The organism is Thiocapsa sp., assembly GCF_018399035.1.
Taxonomy (GTDB): domain Bacteria; phylum Pseudomonadota; class Gammaproteobacteria; order Chromatiales; family Chromatiaceae; genus Thiocapsa.
The window spans coordinates 392,536-407,258 of sequence record NZ_CP073760.1 but is presented as its reverse complement, the minus strand read 5'-3'; the positions used below and the strand labels follow the sequence as shown (position 1 = coordinate 407,258).

The window sequence follows — 14,723 nt, the reverse complement described above, 5'->3', positions numbered from 1 at the left end:
CTCGCCTTCGGTCCACTTCCCGGTGTCGCCGGTTATAGGACCTACCTTGCTCCGGGGATTTCGCCCGGGGCGAGACGGGCTTCTCCAGTTGCTTAGCGTGCCCTTGCCACCATGCCGTCGCTACTCACCCCGCCGAAGTGGTCGGATCGTCTCGGTCAGACTTCGACCCGCCATGAATGAGCGAGCCGAGATCCTCGATTCGCAAGCCTTTTACCGTCTTCCTGTCAGCGTCGACCACGCTCGGCGTGCCGGCCTCATGCCCGGTACACACCGCGACCACTTTGACCGGATGCTGATTGCCCAGGCGCAGATCGAAGGGCTGACCCTTGTCAGCAACGAGGTCCTGTTCGAGACCTTCGGCGTCGCGCGATTGTGGTAGTCGCAGTAGGTTGTGCTGACGATAGGAAGCGCAACATCCTCAGACGGTCGGTCACCGCCCCGATCCCCGGAATTCAGCTCCCACCCCCGTAACTCTGCAGCCAATGCGCATAGGGCGCCGGAAGTGTCCAGGCGGGACGCTCGACACCCAGCTTGCGGGCTGCCTCGTAAGGCCAGTGCGGGTTCGCCAGGTGCGCACGACCGATCATCACCAAGTCGAGTTGCTCGCTTGCCACGGCGCCTTGGGCAATCTCGGGCACGTCGAACCCCCAGGCCGATGCCACCGGGAGCCCCGACGCGCGCCGCACGCGCTCGGCGATCGGCGCGAGGAACCCGGGCGCCCACGGGATCCGAGCGGTCGGGGTGGAGAAGCCGATGCTCACACTCAAGAGATCGAGGCCGTGGCTCTTGCACTGCTTGGCCAGCTCGATCGACTCGGCCAGGGTCTCTTCGTCGCGTCCGTCGTATTCAATCACGCCGAAACGCGCAGTCAGGGGGAGATTCTCGGGCCAGACCTCTCGAACGGCATCGAGGGTTTCCAGCAGGAAGCGACAGCGGTTCTCCAGACTCCCGCCATAGGCATCGTCGCGCTGATTGGAATGGGTGGAGAAGAAGCTCTGCCCCAGATAGCCGTGCGCGAAATGCAGCTCGAGCCACCGGAACCCGACGTCCCGCGCCCGCCGTGCGGCTGCCTTGAAGTCGGAACGGACCCGCGCGATGTCCTCCGGCGTCATCGCCTTCGGCACCTTCGGGAGATTCGCCCCGAACGGGATCGCCGAAGGCGCAATGGTCTGCCAGCCGCGCGGGTCGCCCTCCGCGATGTGGTCATCCCCTTCCCACGGACGGTTTGCGCTCGCCTTGCGCCCGGCATGACCGATCTGAATGCCCGGCACGGCGCCGGCCGCTTTGATGGCCTCGACGGCGGGCACGAGCGCCTGCGCCTGCTCATCGTTCCAGAGCCCGGTGCAGTTGGGCGTGATGCGCCCTTCCGGGGACACCGCGGTCGCCTCGACGATGACCAGTCCGGCGCCGCCGCGCGCGAGACCGGCGAGATGCACCCGATGCCAGTCGTTGACGAGACCGTCGATCGCCGAGTACTGGCACATGGGCGGCACGGCGATGCGGTTACGCAGCGTCACGTCCTTGAGCGTGAAGGGTTGAAAAAGAGCGGACATGGTTACTCCTTGGTCAAGTGCTCGAGAACGTGAAACAGTCTCTCACTGTCGATGCATCCTGATTCCTCTGTGTGACCCCGGCGTCGATGCTGACCCTCAAAACGGCCTGCCCCCGATCCGCGGCGCTCGCCTATAATCGCCCGGACCCGCAACCGTGCGGCACCGAGCGACCCCGGCATTCACAGCAGCCGGGGTACCAACCCATCCGTGACCCCGTCGGCCCGGCAGCAATGCCGCTCGCGGCGGGTGACCGGCAGCGATGGAGACGAGGATCCGTGGCATCGATCGAGCGCGTCATGCGGTTGCGAAGCGAGCTTGAAGCGCGCTTGCTGTGGATCTCCCTGGGCGCAACCCTCGTGATCGCCGGGCTCGGTATCGTTTTCGGCCTCTTGGCCCGATCGACCGCCATTCTCTTCGACGGATTCTTCTCGCTCGTCGATGTCGCGGTCACCTGGCTGACCCTTGTCGTGGCTCGGTTGGTCGCCAGTCAAGGCGATCGCCGCTTCCAGTACGGATTCTGGCATCTGGAGCCGATGGTCATCGCCTTGAAGGCATCGGTGCTCATCGTCTTGGTCGCCTACGCCTTCTTCAGTGCGGTGAACAGCATCCTCAAGGGCGGCTACGAACCCGAGTTCGGCACGGCGCTCGTCTACGCGGGCGCCGTCGCCCTGATCTCCTACGCCATGTGGTGGTGGATGGGCCGCCAGGCCGAGCGCATCGACTCGGGTCTGGTGCGCTTGGACGTGAAGGCGTGGCTGATGTCGGCCCTGATCACCACCGCGCTCCTGGTCGCCTTCGGCGCGGCACTGGCGATGAAGGGCACCAACCTGGAGGGTTTCATCCGCTATGTGGATCCCCTGGTGCTGGCCATCGTCGCACTCTTTATCCTGCCCTTGCCCTTCCGCGAAGCGCGCGAGTCATTCGGCGAGATTCTGATGATCAGTCCGAGCGACATGGACGCGCACATCCGTTCGGTCATGACCGACTTCGTCGCCCGCCACGGCTTTCCGGACTATCGCAGCTATCTCGCCAAGGCCGGCCGTGCCCGATTTATCGAGATCTCCGTCTTGGTGCCGCCCGACCTCCGGCTGCCCGTGACCCAGATCGACGCCCTGCGCGCCGAGATCGGAGCCGCCATCGGCGGCGCCGGACCCGACCGGTGGCTCACCATCGTCTTCACCGCCGACCCCGTCCACCTTTGACGCCCCCCGAAACCCCAACCAAAACGTAGGATGGGTAGAGCGCAGCGAAACCCATCCTCCTCGCGCCCATGTCTCGGTTCCCGCCGCGGTAGAGCGCAGCGAAACCCATCCTCCAGGCGCCCATGTCTCGATTCCTGCCCCCATAGAGCGCAGCGAAACCCATCCTCCTCGCGCCCATGTCTCGGTTCCCGCCCCGGTAGAGCGCAGCGAAACCCATCCTTCCCCGCGTCGCCCCGAGCCGAAGCTCGCACCTTCACCGCGACCCACTGAACCAACCCGCTCACCCCATCTCCGACCCATCACTCCCAGACGAGCAGCACAGCAGCCAATAGCTCCCGCCCGCCGCCAAGCCGCAGATCGCCATACCGAAGAGCATCGGCGTCGCATCCCCGGTATGCATCAGGCTGACCAGGGATCCCATCACCGCGCCGAGCCCGAAGCGCGACGCACCGGAGAAGGCCGACGCGGTCCCGGCCATGCGTGCGAAGTGCGCCATAAACCCGGCCATGGAATTGCCGAGCACGACCCCCGCCATCCCGAGATAGAGCAAGGTCGCGCCGACGATCGCCCACAGCGGCGGCGTCCCCCAGATGGCCAGCCCAAGCAGGATCAGCGCCGACGCCACCTGAACCCCGAGCCCCAAACGCAGCAGACGCTCCGCCCCCAAACGGACGACCAACCGGGCGTTCTGGCTGGTCACTACCATCGCCAGGGCCACGTTCGCCCCGAAGAAGACGCCGAACCAACTCACCGGCACCCCGTGCAGCTCGATGTAGACGAATGGCGAGGTGACGATATAGGTCATCATGCCGCCAAAGGAAAAGGCCCCGGTCAGCAGATACCCCAGACCGACGCGATGCCGGAGCAAGGTCAGGTAATTGCGCAGGACCCGAGCCAACTCGGGCGGGTGGCGATCCGCGTGCAGCAGGGTCTCCGGGATCAGCCGAAAGAACAGCCCGCTCGCCGTCAATCCCAAGACGAGGAGCGCGGCGAAGACCCAATGCCACTCCAGATAGGAGACAATGGCCCCGCCGATGGACGGTGCCAGCAGGGGCGCCAGCGCCGTCGTCAACATCACCAGACTCATTACCCGCGCGTAGTGATCGCGCTCGAAGAGATCCCGCACCAAGGCCGGTATCGTCACCGCAACCGCCGCGCCGCCCAACCCTTGGACGGCGCGCCCCAGCAGCAGCGTCTCCATCCGCTCGGCCAAGACACACATGAGCGCACCCACACAGAAGAGCGCCAACCCACCGCCGATGGTCGCACGCCGTCCGAGCACGTCCGAGGCCGGTCCCAGAACCAATTGGGCCAGAGCAAAGACGCCCAGATACGCGGTCACGCTCAGCTGCGCCAGCTCGATCGTCGAGTCCAGGTCCTGCGCGATCGCGGGCAGGCTCGGCAGATACATGTCGATGGCAAAGGGCGTCAGGCCGGAGAGCAGACCAAGCGTGAGGAGCGTCGAGAGGCGAATCGGCATGGGCCCTCCGGGCCGCGCTGGGCCCGCAGGCCGCAGAGAAGAGGAAGAGAAAAATAGAAAAGAGAAGAAGAGTAACGAGCGGGGCGGACCTGTGCCAGCCCGTGGCACCGAGCCCGTCGCAGCTTGAAGCGCCGAAAGAGCCTTGTTCGCCAAGACGTGCCGCCAAGCCCACCCACACGCTCGTGACACCGGTCCTGCGGTGTCACGCCTCTCCCGGCGCTCCGCGCCCAGTACCACCGCCGGCCTGCGTGACGAACGAGGCGCGGAACGACACCAGACGGATTCCGGACCCGCCCGAGTAGCGCCCATGCATCCACCTGCTACACAGGACCCATCGCGGGCCAAAGCCCTGGACAAGCAACAGCGCCTGCGCGCGGCTCGGGTCAAGATCCGGGATCTGGAAGCGAGCCGTGCCTATTGGAAAAACCGGGCGCTGGCGGCGCAAGGCGGTGGCCCGCCTGCGGCGTCGGAGGCGACACCGGTCGGCGCGGCGCAGGAGCCTGACGCTGCGGCTCGGCAGCAGCTGCGCTTGCCCCCGCCCGGTCACCGGCATTCGCTCCTGGTCATTCAACTGACGCTGCAGATGTTTCTGGGTGCCGGACTCGGCAGCCGCGGGGTGCCCCGCGTACTGAGTCTGCTCGCGCCCTGGATGCCGGTGAGCCTGCCGGCGCATACGACGGTCCTCAACTGGGTTTATCGCTGCGGATTGGCGATCCTCCTGCAGCCTCCGCAGCGGCGCGAGGACTGGATTTACATCGCCGATCATACGCTTGAACTGGGCACATCGAAGTGTCTCGTGATTCTGGGCATCCCCGCCGCCCGGCTGCTCGAGACCGGCTACAGCCCGTCGCACCGGGCCATGCAGGTGCTCGCCGTGAAGGTGACGACGCACAGCACCGGGGAGTGGGTCGCCACGGTGCTGCGCGAGGTCGCCGAGCGCACCGGTGTGCCGGTGCAGATCGTCGCCGATCACGGCAGCGACCTGCACAAGGGGATCACGCTGTTTCGCCGGGAACAGACGACAGACTGTGTGGAAACCTATGATATTTCGCACCGCATCGCCACCCTGCTCAAGGCCGAATTGCAGCCCGACGCGCGCTGGCAGACCTTTCTGGCGCACTGCAAGCGGACCCTGGCGTCCTTTCAGCAAACCGACCTGGCCTTTCTGTTGCCGCCGCGTCAGCGCACCAAGGCGCGCTTCATGCACGTCGACACCCATGTCGAGTGGGCGCAAAACCTGCTCGCCTACCAGGAGCGGGGAGATTTCAGTGCCGTTCGGCCCACCTGCGTTCTGACGGTCGCCGCCGGGACCACCTGCGCGACCGTTTGGGCGTCGCCCGCGTGCGTCCCCTGCACGTGCTGCTGGGCCATCGGCATCCCGACAAGGCAGCCTTCTGCGAGGCCCTGCAGGCGGCATCCGACCTACAGCTCGCGGATCTGGACGACGCCTTTTGGGATCTCGCCGACACCGGCCGCGCGCGCTTTCTGGAAGGCTTCGCCTGGGTGAGTGCCTATCGCGAGGATCTGGCGGTCTATGCGCAGATGATGGAGCAGTCCAAGGCCATCCAGACCGTTCTCAAGTCCGAGGGACTGCACGCCGGCGTCTGCGCATCGCTTCAAGCCACACGCGCTCCGCGCACCGCGCTCGCTCCGCGAGCCGCCCGCTTTACCGACCGGGTCTTGGAACAGGTCGAGGTACAAGCCGCCAAGATCCCGCCCGGCGCAACCTGGCTGGCGTCCTCCGACATCATCGAATCGGTGTTCGGGAAATACAAAACCTTCACCGCACGCGGCCCCCTCAAGGAGATCGGCCGGCTGGTGTTGGCGATTCCCGCCTTCCTCACCGATCTGACGGGCCCGCTCATTCACGAGGCGATGACCTCGGTGCGTACCCTGGATGTCGAGCACTGGGTCAAAGCGCATCTCGGCGACTCCATGCTGGCCCGGCGACGACAGGCGTTCAAGGCGCCGAAGCTCGACATGAAAACGGCATGAAGGTTTTGATGGGAAAGGCCGAGGGATTGAACATCCTAGGTTCAGACCCAGGAGGCATCGTCCTTCGGCAAGCGTCCGAATTCATCGATGACCAGTGCCTGGCAGGGCGGAGCGTCGGACCAGAGCCAGAGCACAAGGTTGCGCTCAGCTCGCGTCGTGCCGGGTGCGAAGCTGGGTACGAGCGCGCCATGGCAGCCGACGGCGATCAATGTCTCGGCGAGCGACCAGCTCGGCGGCATTCGGCCACGCGAGGCCAGGTCCTCCCAAGCACAAGCCAGCGTCGCGTCATCGACTCCGCGGGCGGCGAGTATGGCCGGATCCGTGAGGTCGATGATCTGCTCGCAGCGCACGCGATAGCCGACCAGAGTCATGGGTTGCGCCTTGAACGGCAGTCCCTGCTGGGCCTCCATCCACGCGGTCTTGGGGTCGAGCGAGGTATAGAGAGCCGGGGTGCCTCGCGGGTTGAAGCGACCGCCATGGCGTGCCGCTCCGTCCCCTGAGGTGGGCGCGAAGGCCCAGCGGGGATTGTGGGCGCGATAGACCAAACCGACGAAGGGACGCGTCGGCGGCGTCTCCGTCACGCGTAGCCGCCTTCCGCGATGCGCGACAGATAATCCTTGACGGCCTGTGCGCGGCCATCCTTGACCAGATCCTCGGCGGTTCTGTCGCCGAACGACGGGAGCGGCTGAGAACGAAACCAGGCGAACGCGCGTCCGGGTGAGCCGGTCCAGCTCGTGACTCGATTGATGATCTCCACTGTGTCGCGCAGCCGCGTCTGGGTCTGACGTGCCTCGCGCCGATCACGCTTGGATACCGCGTCACGGGATAATCCGGTCGCCTTGGCCAGCTCCGTCTTGGTGATGTGCAGCACTTCGGCCAGGCGATCCGTCGCAATCAGCCCTTGCTCCGTGATGACCTCGGAGAGCAGTTCGGCGGGAACAGACATAGAGCGCCTCATTTATAGAACCTTTCAATGGTCATATTATGAGGCGGATTGTCCGAGACGCAAGGAAAAAGGGGCCAGTGCGGCCATGCCGGGCCGCACTAACCCCTTTTACGAAGACGGTTTCATGAACCGGGAAAAAGCGCGATCGGCAGCTGCTTCAACCGCCCTCGTCGTCGGCGGCCGCAAGGGGCGAGGCATTCCCGCCCGAGGCGGCGGTGTGGCGCGACAGGGTCTTTTCGGTCAAGAATCGGCGTATCCAACCAGGGCTGCCGGCCGACGGGATGCCGTTGCCGGTCGACGCCGACGGCATGGGGTGCGCTCAGGATCGACCTGACGGGCGAGTCATGAAGCCGGCCGCGTCGCTGATCGGATTGGTCATCCACAAGCGTCGGCTCTCGCGATCACCTGTACGGCTTCTTCGTGGCTCGAACGTCTCGGAGCCGGGATCGCGTTCGCTACGACGGCGAGGACGATGACGGGCAGGCGGACGACACACAGTTCACAACCACGCTGGAAAGCCTATTCCCGCTGCCGAGGGATCGAAAATTGTTCTACCTGTTCGATTATGGAGACAGCTGGCTCTTCGAGATCAGCCGGACCCGAAAGAAACCCTTCGAGGCGGCATCCGACGAGCATTACCCTTGTTTGATCAGCGAGCGCGGCGATAAGCCCCAACAGTACCCGGAGTCGGATTTCGGCATCTAAACCGCGCTCGGCGCGGTATGCGATGTCTTTAGGATGCTCCGACGCTCCGCGTTGCGAGCCAGGTTGCAGACGCGCTACGCATGGCCGACTTCAGGGCAGAGACGCGCTCGGCGCGGATGTGCTCCGGGATGAGTCGCGGCTCGCGCGCGGCGCGGGCGACGGCGCCGACATCGACTGCAGCAACGGCGGCCTGCAACCGACGCAGGGTCGCGCCCTGCGGATAGTCGCGGTCGGCATAGCCGGTGCGCCCCCGATAATCGGCCTCGCAGGCGGTCAGCATGCGGTGGAAGCGCTCCGGCCGACGGAAGGCGTCGGCGCCTTCCAGGAGATCGAGGATGGTCGTCGCGCGCAGCTCGTCGACCTTGTGGACGAGGCCGTGGTAGCGCGCCGTGATGCGGGCGAGCTCGCGAAAGCGGACGGGGACACGCAGACGCTCGCAGATGGCATCGAGCAGAGCGACGCTGCGTTCCTCGTGCCCCCGATGGCTCGGCAGGATCTCCGCCGGCGTGGTGCCCTTACCGAGGTCGTGACAGAGTGCGGCGAAGCGCACGCCCAGATCCGGAGACAACCGCGCGGCCATGTCGACCACCAGCATGACGTGGACGCCGGTATCGACCTCCGGGTGCCATTTGACCGGTTGGGGTACGCCCCAAAGCCGATCGACCTCGGGCAGCAGCCGCACCAGTGCGCCGCACTCGCGCAGGACCTCGAAGAACCGCGAGGGGCGGTCCTCGCAGAGTGCGCGCGCCAGCTCCTGCCAGACCCGCTCGGGGACCAGGGCATCGACCTCGCCGGCCGCGACCATCTCGCGCATCAGATCCATGGTCTCGGGCGCGACGCGGAAGCCGAGGTCGTCGAAGCGGGCGGCGAACCGGGCGAGACGCAGGATCCGGACCGGGTCTTCCGCGAAGGCCGGGGAGACATGCCGTAAGACCCGCGCCTGGAGGTCGGCAAGCCCTCCGTAGGGATCGATCAGGACACCGGACGAATCCTCGGCGAGCGCATTGATGGTGAGATCGCGGCGCTGCAGATCCTCCTCGAGCGTGATCTGCGGATCCGCGTGCACCGCAAAGCCGTGATAACCGGGCGCGGTCTTGCGCTCGGTGCGCGCCAAGGCGTACTCGTCCTTGGTCTGGGGATGGAGAAAGACCGGGAAGTCCTTGCCGACCTGTTGGAAACCGCGCGAAAGGAGATCATCGGGTGTCGCACCGACCACGACGAAATCGCGCTCGCTCACCGCGCGCCCGAGCAGACGGTCGCGCACGGCGCCGCCAACCAGATAGGTGCGCAGACCGGCGGTCGCGCTCACGGCGAAGATCCGGCACGTGAGCACGCATCGGCAACAAAGCAAAGTGTCGCCCGGGGGCGGGGAAAGTTTCGAGCGGGAGTCCCGATCGGCATGGATAGCCTCATCTCGGCAGTCTGTCCGGTCGCGGGATTATACCGGGCAGAGGCTTGCGGGTAGAATTCACGGTTCGTTTCATCACCTGAGACCCGAAGACCATGCGACTCTTTGGATACCTAATCCTGTTCGCGCTGATCGGCTACGGCATCTGGCCCTATTTCACGGTCTTTCGGCTTGACGAGGCGATCAATCAAGAGGGTACGGCTCAGCTCTCCACCATGGTGGACCTTCCGGCGATCCGTGCCAATTACAAGGCGCGGGTGACCGCGGGCGTCGACGGCATCTTCCCCTCGGGCGACCCCGACAGCGTCATGAGCTGGATCCGTCAAAACGTCGACCGACTCGGCGACTCCGCGCTCGAGCAGGCGATCACCCTGCCTTGGGTACGCGACACCCTGCGCGGCGCGGTTACGCGAGCCACCGGCCAGAGTCCGCCTTACCTGCTCGGCGGGATCGACTTCGCCTTTTTCGAGTCCTACAACCGCTTTCTCGTCCGCATCGGCGATTTAGGCCGTTCGCCGACCCATGTGCGGATGACGCTGCAGGGCATGGACTGGAAGATCACCGACATCATCGACTGAGGCGGCGCGGAAGTCTCCGTAGCTGCGGCCCGCAGCGACCGGGTCTGTCCTAGGCCGTGCGGCCCCGGCCGGCCGGTTTGACGAGCTTGCTGTGGTCGATCAGCAGGAGTCGGCAGCTCGGACATCGCCAAGCCATGTTGGCTGCCGGCCGAAGCGACATGCTGATGGTGTTGGGCATGGCACTGCCGATGTGCGCGAAGGTTCCGGGTGGTCTCTTGTCGCGCGATGACCAGATCGCACCCTTGCCAAGCATGACCCAGCCGGCCTCCATCGCAGTCCCGCAGTCCGGGCAGGCGTAGCTGCGTCCCGACCAGAGAGCGGAGGTTGCCGGAACCTCGCATGCCTTGCCTTGCAGATGGCGCACGATCGCCCAGAGGGCCAGCAAGGCCGCGATGGCAGCGCTTGTGCCGATCCAGAGTGCCACATTCGCTGTCATGGCTCGCTCCACTTGAAACCAACCAAATTCACCTAGTGAAGCACGGCAGATGTGTCGGAATCGCTGCACTGCTCCACTATTCACCTCCGTTGGATCGCGGCGCGCCTTTCATCCGGGCGTGTCGAAACGATTCGCCTCGAGGGGACAGGCTTGAACCAACCCGTCCAGATAACGCCTGATCAGCTCGGCCGTCAAGACCTCCGCAGGGGCTGTTGCCGAAGGAGCGCGCCGAAGAGGTCTACCAGAGCGAGCGCGCCGCCGGACGTGATGCCGACATCGCCGTCAAGGACGCCTATCGGACCTTCGACATCCGCGTCGCACCGGTGCGGGCCGGGCAGGACACGCGCGTTCGGTTCGTTTATCTGCAGCCGATCGGCATCGATCACGGGATCGGGCGCTATGTGTATCCGCTCGAGGAGGGCGGCGTCGACGAGACCAAGCTCGCCTTCTGGACGGCGAGCACCGAGGTTCAGGATCGCTTCCGCTTCGATTTGCGCCTGCGCTCGGGCTATCCGATCGAGGCGATGCGGATGCCGAACGCAAGCGATGCGCGGATCGAGAAGCTCGACGCGCAGCGCTGGGATCTGCACCTGAGCGCGTGCGCGAATGGGCGGATCGTGTCGCCGCCGAGCAGCCCAACGGCGGTACCGACCTCTACTCCGGTCTCGAGCTCGGCCTGGATCGGGTCGACGCCGACCGCACCAGCGGCCTCATCCTGGTGACCGACGGTGTCGCGAACGTCGGCGAGACCGAGCAGCGTAACTTCCTCCGGCTGCTCGAGCAAAAGGAGGTGCGGCTCTTCACCTTCATCATGGGCAACAGCGCCAACCGCCCGCTCCTGGAGGCACTCACACAGGCGACGGCTTCGCCCGCTCGGTCTCCAACGCCGACGATATCGTGGGCGAGATCCTCGCCGCGTCCAGCAAGCTGACCCACGCTGCCCTGCACGGCATCCGGCTCGAGATCGACGGGGTGCGGACGACGGATCTCACCCCGACGCGGCCCGGATCGCTCTATCGCGGCCAGCAGCTGATGTTCCTCGGCGTTCTGTCGGGTTACGGCGCGCTTAAGCCTCGAAGCAGGTTTGAGAGCTCATCTCATGCGCGCCTAACCCGACCTACGGGGTCTCGGAGCCACTGTCATGACAACCAAGATGCCTTGGACGCTCGCCCTCGCCGTCGCGGCCAAGATCCTTCTGGAGTGCCTGACCGGTCAGGCGCTCTTCAGCGACACCGCCCGGGCGCCGGTGCACAGCGCCCACGCAGCCGGCTTTCTGATCGGGGTCGTGTTGGAAGCGTCAAGACCGGCTAAGATTGCCGGCATCGTCAATCCACAAGAGGACACCTCGATGACCTCGAGCAGCGGTCCGCGTCACGCCAAGACCGGCAAACCCATCAACAACGCCAAGCTCGACCGCGTCGTCGCCGATGCCCGCAAGGCCAGCGACGATCGCGCCGCCGGCTATCGGGAGCAAGCACTGAAGCTCTATGCCTGGGTCTGCGGACGGTGCGCGCGCACCTTCACCCGCGAGAACCTGCGCGAGCTGACCGTCCACCATAAGGACATGAACCACGACAACAATCCGCCCGACGGGAGCAACTGGGAGCTGCTCTGCGTCTACTGTCACGACAACGAGCACCAGAAGTACGAGGAGCACATCGCCGCGCTCGCCGGCGGCCGAGTCGCCAAACCGGGCGTGGTCGGAAAACAGACGACACACAATCCCTTCGAAGGGTTGGCCGATCTCTTGAAGAAAGACGGCTAAACCGCGCCAGGTGTGATCCGTTCAGCCTCGCACAAGAGCAGGCTCACCGGAAACCAACGAGCGCCGGAGCCAGTGAGTGAGAGTGCGCATGGAAGCCTTGTTCCTCGCTCCGGCCGACGCCTCTCGTGGCGCAGAGCGCCACGGGGCATGCGTGACACCGCGGAGCGGATGTCACGAGTCCCTGATGGGTTGGGTGGCCGGTGCTCGCTCGAAACCCCGCGCAGTCAAGAGCCCGGCTCGACGCCACCACGGACCTGGTGACATCTCGAAAGCCGATTACACTTGAAGAGGACCTTCAATCACCTAAACCGCGTCGGGGCTCCGACGCCCCTGATCCGCGTCGAGCCGGCCAAAGAGCGGCGCCGACTCATGTCACTGCAGGACGCGGTTTAGGGTTAGCTACAGCCAACGAGGTTTGCGATGGACAACCACGACTATCAACGCCTGTTGCTCGCGGTGGATTTCGAGAAGGAGAGCGAACCGGTCGTCGCACGCGCGCAGCGGCTCAAGACATTGCTGGGTGCACGGCTTTTTCTGCTGCACGTGGTCGAGCACGTCCCGCCGACGATGGAGTATATGCCGGTCGGGTATGCCGGCGACGTCGCCGTCCCGGAGAATCTGGACTTGGAAGAGGAGCTGATGGCGATCGCACAGCGTGAGCTCGACGTCTTGGGTGAACGCATGGATGTGCCGGTCGCGGACCGACTGGTTCGGGTCGGTCCGACGGGACGCACGATCGACGCGGCTGCCGGCGAGCTCGATATCGACCTCGTCGTCATCGGCAGCCGCGGACGCCACGGATTTTTGGGGCTGTTCGGCTCCACGGCGCGCTCCGTTCTGCGCAACCCGACCTGCGACGTGCTGTGCGTGAAGATCGAAGAGGCCGGCTAAACCGCGGCCGGGGTCCTTTGCGAGCGCCTCGGATGAGTTGGGCCTCGGGTGAAACCTGCACCGTCGGCGCTGCCGCGGTTTAAGAATCCAAAGAATGCGAAACGCGGCCGTAGGTTGTGCCGAGCCGTGCGAGGCACAACCAACCGTCGGCGCAAGTTGTGCTTCCTATCGTCAGCACAAACCACTGGCTACGCCGCTCAGATCGGCATCCACCAAGCGGCTAGGGCGATGAGAATGGCCGCCATCGCCCCGGCGATCAGGTCGTCGAGCATGATGCCGAGGCCGCCGGGCACCTTTCGGTCCGCCACCCGCACGGGCCAGGGTTTCCAGATATCGAAGAGCCGGAAGAGTGCAAAGCCGGCGAGGATCCAGAGCCATCCGGCCGGTGCGGCGACCATGGTCAGAAGAAAGCCGACCCATTCGTCCCAGACGATCGCGGAGGGGTCTTTGGAGTCCAGATCGCGTGCCGTGCGCTCGCAGGCCCAGATCCCGACGAGTGTGAAGAGGACCAGCAGACCGACATAGAACGGCCAGGCGAGCGGGCTGAGCAACAAATAGAGCGGAATCGCCGCGAGCGTGCCGACGGTTCCGGGCGCACGCGGCGACAATCCGGAGCCGAAACCGAAGGCGATCCAATGATGGATCCGTCGCGGATTGAAGCCGGACTTGAAGCCACTTTGGGGCATGCCGTCAGGTGTTGTTCGAGAAGTGGTCATAACCGGCACTCGCAAGGCTTGTCGGGGTACCGTCCGGTCCCTTCAGGAACAATCCGGGCTGCGCACGGATGAGGCCGACGGCGGTCAGCGCACAGCCGAGCCCTGCCGCCATCGATGCGATCAGCGATGCCTGCTCGGGCGGCGCGCAAAAACCCAGCTCGTAATCGTCGCCGCTCGACAGCGGCAGCGACCAATCGCCCTCGGATGCGATCCGGCTTGCCACGGCGGGAGACAGGGGCAAGGCCGCGAGGTCGATCTCGGCGCCGACGCCGGATGCGGCGAGGATGTGGCCGAGGTCCCCGGCCAGACCGTCCGAGAGATCGATCATGGCTGAGGCGATCCCGCGCAAGGCGGACCCGAGTGCGACGCGCGGATCCGGGCGTTCCAGTCGCGCACGCAGAGCCGGATCGACCGGACCGCCCTCGCGCATGAGCCGGAGCGCCAGCCCGGCATCGCCCAACGTCCCGCTCACCCAGACGAGGTCACCTGGACGAGCGCCGTCGCGTCGCACCGCCGCACCGCGCCGCACCAGACCATGGACCTGCACGGTCACGCTCAAAGGACCGCGCGTGGTATCGCCGCCCACCAAACGGACCCCGTAGGTTCGGGCCAGGTCGCCGAAGCCGCGCGCGAATGCCGCCAGCCAGTCGTCGTCGCGCTCGGGCAGGGTCAAGGCCAAGGTTGCCCAAGCGGGTGAGGCAGCCATGGCGGCCAGATCGCTGAGTCCGACGGCTAAGGACTTGTGTCCGAGGGCCTCGGCATCGCAACCGTGAAAGAAGTGGACCCCGGCGACCAGGGTGTCGATGCTGACCGCCAGGCTCAGGCCGGCCGGGACCTCGAGCAAGGCACAGTCGTCGCCGACGCCGAGCAGGACGTCGGCACGCGGCGCGCCGAGATCGGCAAAGAAGCGACCGATGAGAGCGAACTCGGATCGCGAGCCTTCATCCATCGGCCATGTCCACAGATCGGGTCGGCGCAGCTTCGCCCGAATTCACTCGGCACAAAATCGAATAATCGTGTGTGCCCAGCCGGCGCCCTGAACAGTCCT

General features: G+C 65.7%; 19 protein-coding genes. 10 read left to right on the top strand and 9 right to left on the bottom strand.

Annotated features, from left to right (window positions below; genetic code table 11):
- The first annotated feature begins 172 nt into the window (after nt 1-172).
- On the top strand, nt 173-379 hold the full coding sequence (locus KFB96_RS01945) for a hypothetical protein (RefSeq protein WP_213458711.1): 207 nt from the start codon (nt 173-175) through the stop codon (nt 377-379).
- A gap of 73 nt (nt 380-452) precedes the next feature.
- Here the strand turns inward: KFB96_RS01945 and KFB96_RS01940 are convergent, their stop codons facing one another.
- Nucleotides 453-1,553 (bottom strand): NADH:flavin oxidoreductase/NADH oxidase, encoded by a 1,101-nt coding sequence (locus KFB96_RS01940; RefSeq protein WP_213501677.1) that lies wholly within the window; start codon nt 1,551-1,553, stop codon nt 453-455.
- A gap of 296 nt (nt 1,554-1,849) precedes the next feature.
- Between KFB96_RS01940 and KFB96_RS01935 the strand changes: the two genes are divergently transcribed.
- A complete protein-coding gene (locus KFB96_RS01935) occupies nt 1,850-2,755 on the top strand; it encodes a cation diffusion facilitator family transporter (protein WP_300971233.1) in 906 nt (301 codons plus the stop codon).
- A gap of 280 nt (nt 2,756-3,035) precedes the next feature.
- Here KFB96_RS01935 and KFB96_RS01930 read toward each other — a convergent pair whose 3' ends face one another.
- Nucleotides 3,036-4,235, bottom strand: a complete 1,200-nt coding sequence (locus tag KFB96_RS01930; RefSeq protein WP_213458708.1) for a Bcr/CflA family multidrug efflux MFS transporter — start codon at nt 4,233-4,235, stop codon at nt 3,036-3,038.
- Between the two features lie 307 nt (nt 4,236-4,542).
- Here KFB96_RS01930 and KFB96_RS01925 point away from each other — a divergent pair, with 307 nt between their 5' ends.
- Nucleotides 4,543-5,742, top strand: a complete 1,200-nt coding sequence (locus KFB96_RS01925) for a hypothetical protein (protein WP_213501675.1) — start codon at nt 4,543-4,545, stop codon at nt 5,740-5,742.
- Nucleotides 5,739-6,230, top strand: a complete 492-nt coding sequence (locus tag KFB96_RS01920) for a hypothetical protein (protein WP_213501673.1) — start codon at nt 5,739-5,741, stop codon at nt 6,228-6,230. Before KFB96_RS01925 ends, KFB96_RS01920 begins: the two co-directional genes overlap by 4 nt.
- Nucleotides 6,231-6,271: 41 nt before the next feature.
- On the opposite strand, the gene KFB96_RS01915 is transcribed toward KFB96_RS01920, so the two are convergent.
- The 3 genes from KFB96_RS01915 to KFB96_RS01905 all read right to left on the bottom strand — a co-directional run bounded on the left by KFB96_RS01915 (nt 6,272) and on the right by KFB96_RS01905 (nt 7,486).
- The gene (locus KFB96_RS01915; RefSeq protein WP_300971232.1) at nt 6,272-6,811 is read right to left on the bottom strand and encodes an RES domain-containing protein; all 540 of its coding nucleotides are present in this window, start codon (nt 6,809-6,811) and stop codon (nt 6,272-6,274) included.
- Complete coding sequence (locus KFB96_RS01910) at nt 6,808-7,176, bottom strand: antitoxin Xre/MbcA/ParS toxin-binding domain-containing protein (protein ID WP_093029436.1); 369 nt, start codon at nt 7,174-7,176, stop codon at nt 6,808-6,810. The genes KFB96_RS01915 and KFB96_RS01910 overlap by 4 nt, the downstream gene beginning before the upstream one ends.
- Nucleotides 7,177-7,333: 157 nt before the next feature.
- Entirely contained in the window at nt 7,334-7,486 is a 153-nt protein-coding gene (locus KFB96_RS01905; protein WP_213458706.1) for a hypothetical protein, read from the bottom strand.
- A gap of 95 nt (nt 7,487-7,581) precedes the next feature.
- Between KFB96_RS01905 and KFB96_RS01900 the strand changes: the two genes are divergently transcribed.
- On the top strand, nt 7,582-7,881 hold the full coding sequence (locus KFB96_RS01900) for a hypothetical protein (protein WP_300971772.1): 300 nt from the start codon (nt 7,582-7,584) through the stop codon (nt 7,879-7,881).
- Nucleotides 7,882-7,909: 28 nt separating this feature from the next.
- Here KFB96_RS01900 and KFB96_RS01895 read toward each other — a convergent pair whose 3' ends face one another.
- On the bottom strand, nt 7,910-9,190 hold the full coding sequence (locus tag KFB96_RS01895) for a multifunctional CCA addition/repair protein (RefSeq protein WP_213458704.1): 1,281 nt from the start codon (nt 9,188-9,190) through the stop codon (nt 7,910-7,912).
- Nucleotides 9,191-9,384: 194 nt separating this feature from the next.
- Here KFB96_RS01895 and KFB96_RS01890 point away from each other — a divergent pair, with 194 nt between their 5' ends.
- Nucleotides 9,385-9,867 carry a DUF2939 domain-containing protein gene (locus tag KFB96_RS01890; protein WP_213458703.1) on the top strand — a complete coding sequence of 161 codons (483 nt, stop codon included), beginning with the start codon at nt 9,385-9,387 and terminating at the stop codon, nt 9,865-9,867.
- A gap of 49 nt (nt 9,868-9,916) precedes the next feature.
- On the opposite strand, the gene KFB96_RS01885 is transcribed toward KFB96_RS01890, so the two are convergent.
- On the bottom strand, nt 9,917-10,303 hold the full coding sequence (locus KFB96_RS01885) for a PF20097 family protein (protein ID WP_213458702.1): 387 nt from the start codon (nt 10,301-10,303) through the stop codon (nt 9,917-9,919).
- A gap of 212 nt (nt 10,304-10,515) precedes the next feature.
- Here KFB96_RS01885 and KFB96_RS01880 point away from each other — a divergent pair, with 212 nt between their 5' ends.
- From KFB96_RS01880 to KFB96_RS01865, 4 genes are all read left to right on the top strand, one after another.
- On the top strand, nt 10,516-11,025 hold the full coding sequence (locus KFB96_RS01880; RefSeq protein WP_213458701.1) for a hypothetical protein: 510 nt from the start codon (nt 10,516-10,518) through the stop codon (nt 11,023-11,025).
- Nucleotides 11,022-11,234, top strand: coding sequence for a hypothetical protein (locus tag KFB96_RS01875; RefSeq protein WP_213458700.1), 213 nt, complete (start codon nt 11,022-11,024; stop codon nt 11,232-11,234). Before KFB96_RS01880 ends, KFB96_RS01875 begins: the two co-directional genes overlap by 4 nt.
- A gap of 417 nt (nt 11,235-11,651) precedes the next feature.
- Nucleotides 11,652-12,068 carry a YajD family HNH nuclease gene (locus KFB96_RS01870; protein ID WP_213459804.1) on the top strand — a complete coding sequence of 139 codons (417 nt, stop codon included), beginning with the start codon at nt 11,652-11,654 and terminating at the stop codon, nt 12,066-12,068.
- Between the two features lie 420 nt (nt 12,069-12,488).
- Nucleotides 12,489-12,959: a universal stress protein gene (locus KFB96_RS01865; RefSeq protein ID WP_213465133.1), complete on the top strand. Its 471-nt coding sequence runs from the start codon at nt 12,489-12,491 to the stop codon at nt 12,957-12,959.
- Nucleotides 12,960-13,156: 197 nt separating this feature from the next.
- On the opposite strand, the gene KFB96_RS01860 is transcribed toward KFB96_RS01865, so the two are convergent.
- Nucleotides 13,157-13,645, bottom strand: coding sequence for a phosphatidylglycerophosphatase A (locus tag KFB96_RS01860; protein WP_213459802.1), 489 nt, complete (start codon nt 13,643-13,645; stop codon nt 13,157-13,159).
- Nucleotides 13,646-13,649: 4 nt separating this feature from the next.
- Nucleotides 13,650-14,624, bottom strand: coding sequence for a thiamine-phosphate kinase (gene thiL / locus KFB96_RS01855; protein ID WP_213458698.1), 975 nt, complete (start codon nt 14,622-14,624; stop codon nt 13,650-13,652).
- Nucleotides 14,625-14,723: the final 99 nt, after the last annotated feature.

Coding starts and splice junctions, on each gene's coding strand:
- KFB96_RS01945 (WP_213458711.1), top strand. CDS start 173: ATGAATGAGCGAGCCGAGATCCTCGATTCGCAAGCCTTTTACCGTCTT.
- KFB96_RS01940 (WP_213501677.1), bottom strand. CDS start 1,553: ATGTCCGCTCTTTTTCAACCCTTCACGCTCAAGGACGTGACGCTGCGT.
- KFB96_RS01935 (WP_300971233.1), top strand. CDS start 1,850: ATGCGGTTGCGAAGCGAGCTTGAAGCGCGCTTGCTGTGGATCTCCCTG.
- KFB96_RS01930 (WP_213458708.1), bottom strand. CDS start 4,235: ATGCCGATTCGCCTCTCGACGCTCCTCACGCTTGGTCTGCTCTCCGGC.
- KFB96_RS01925 (WP_213501675.1), top strand. CDS start 4,543: ATGCATCCACCTGCTACACAGGACCCATCGCGGGCCAAAGCCCTGGAC.
- KFB96_RS01910 (WP_093029436.1), bottom strand. CDS start 7,176: ATGTCTGTTCCCGCCGAACTGCTCTCCGAGGTCATCACGGAGCAAGGG.
- KFB96_RS01905 (WP_213458706.1), bottom strand. CDS start 7,486: ATGCCGTCGGCGTCGACCGGCAACGGCATCCCGTCGGCCGGCAGCCCT.
- KFB96_RS01890 (WP_213458703.1), top strand. CDS start 9,385: ATGCGACTCTTTGGATACCTAATCCTGTTCGCGCTGATCGGCTACGGC.
- KFB96_RS01885 (WP_213458702.1), bottom strand. CDS start 10,303: ATGACAGCGAATGTGGCACTCTGGATCGGCACAAGCGCTGCCATCGCG.
- KFB96_RS01870 (WP_213459804.1), top strand. CDS start 11,652: ATGACCTCGAGCAGCGGTCCGCGTCACGCCAAGACCGGCAAACCCATC.
- KFB96_RS01865 (WP_213465133.1), top strand. CDS start 12,489: ATGGACAACCACGACTATCAACGCCTGTTGCTCGCGGTGGATTTCGAG.
- KFB96_RS01860 (WP_213459802.1), bottom strand. CDS start 13,645: ATGCCCCAAAGTGGCTTCAAGTCCGGCTTCAATCCGCGACGGATCCAT.
- thiL (WP_213458698.1), bottom strand. CDS start 14,624: ATGGATGAAGGCTCGCGATCCGAGTTCGCTCTCATCGGTCGCTTCTTT.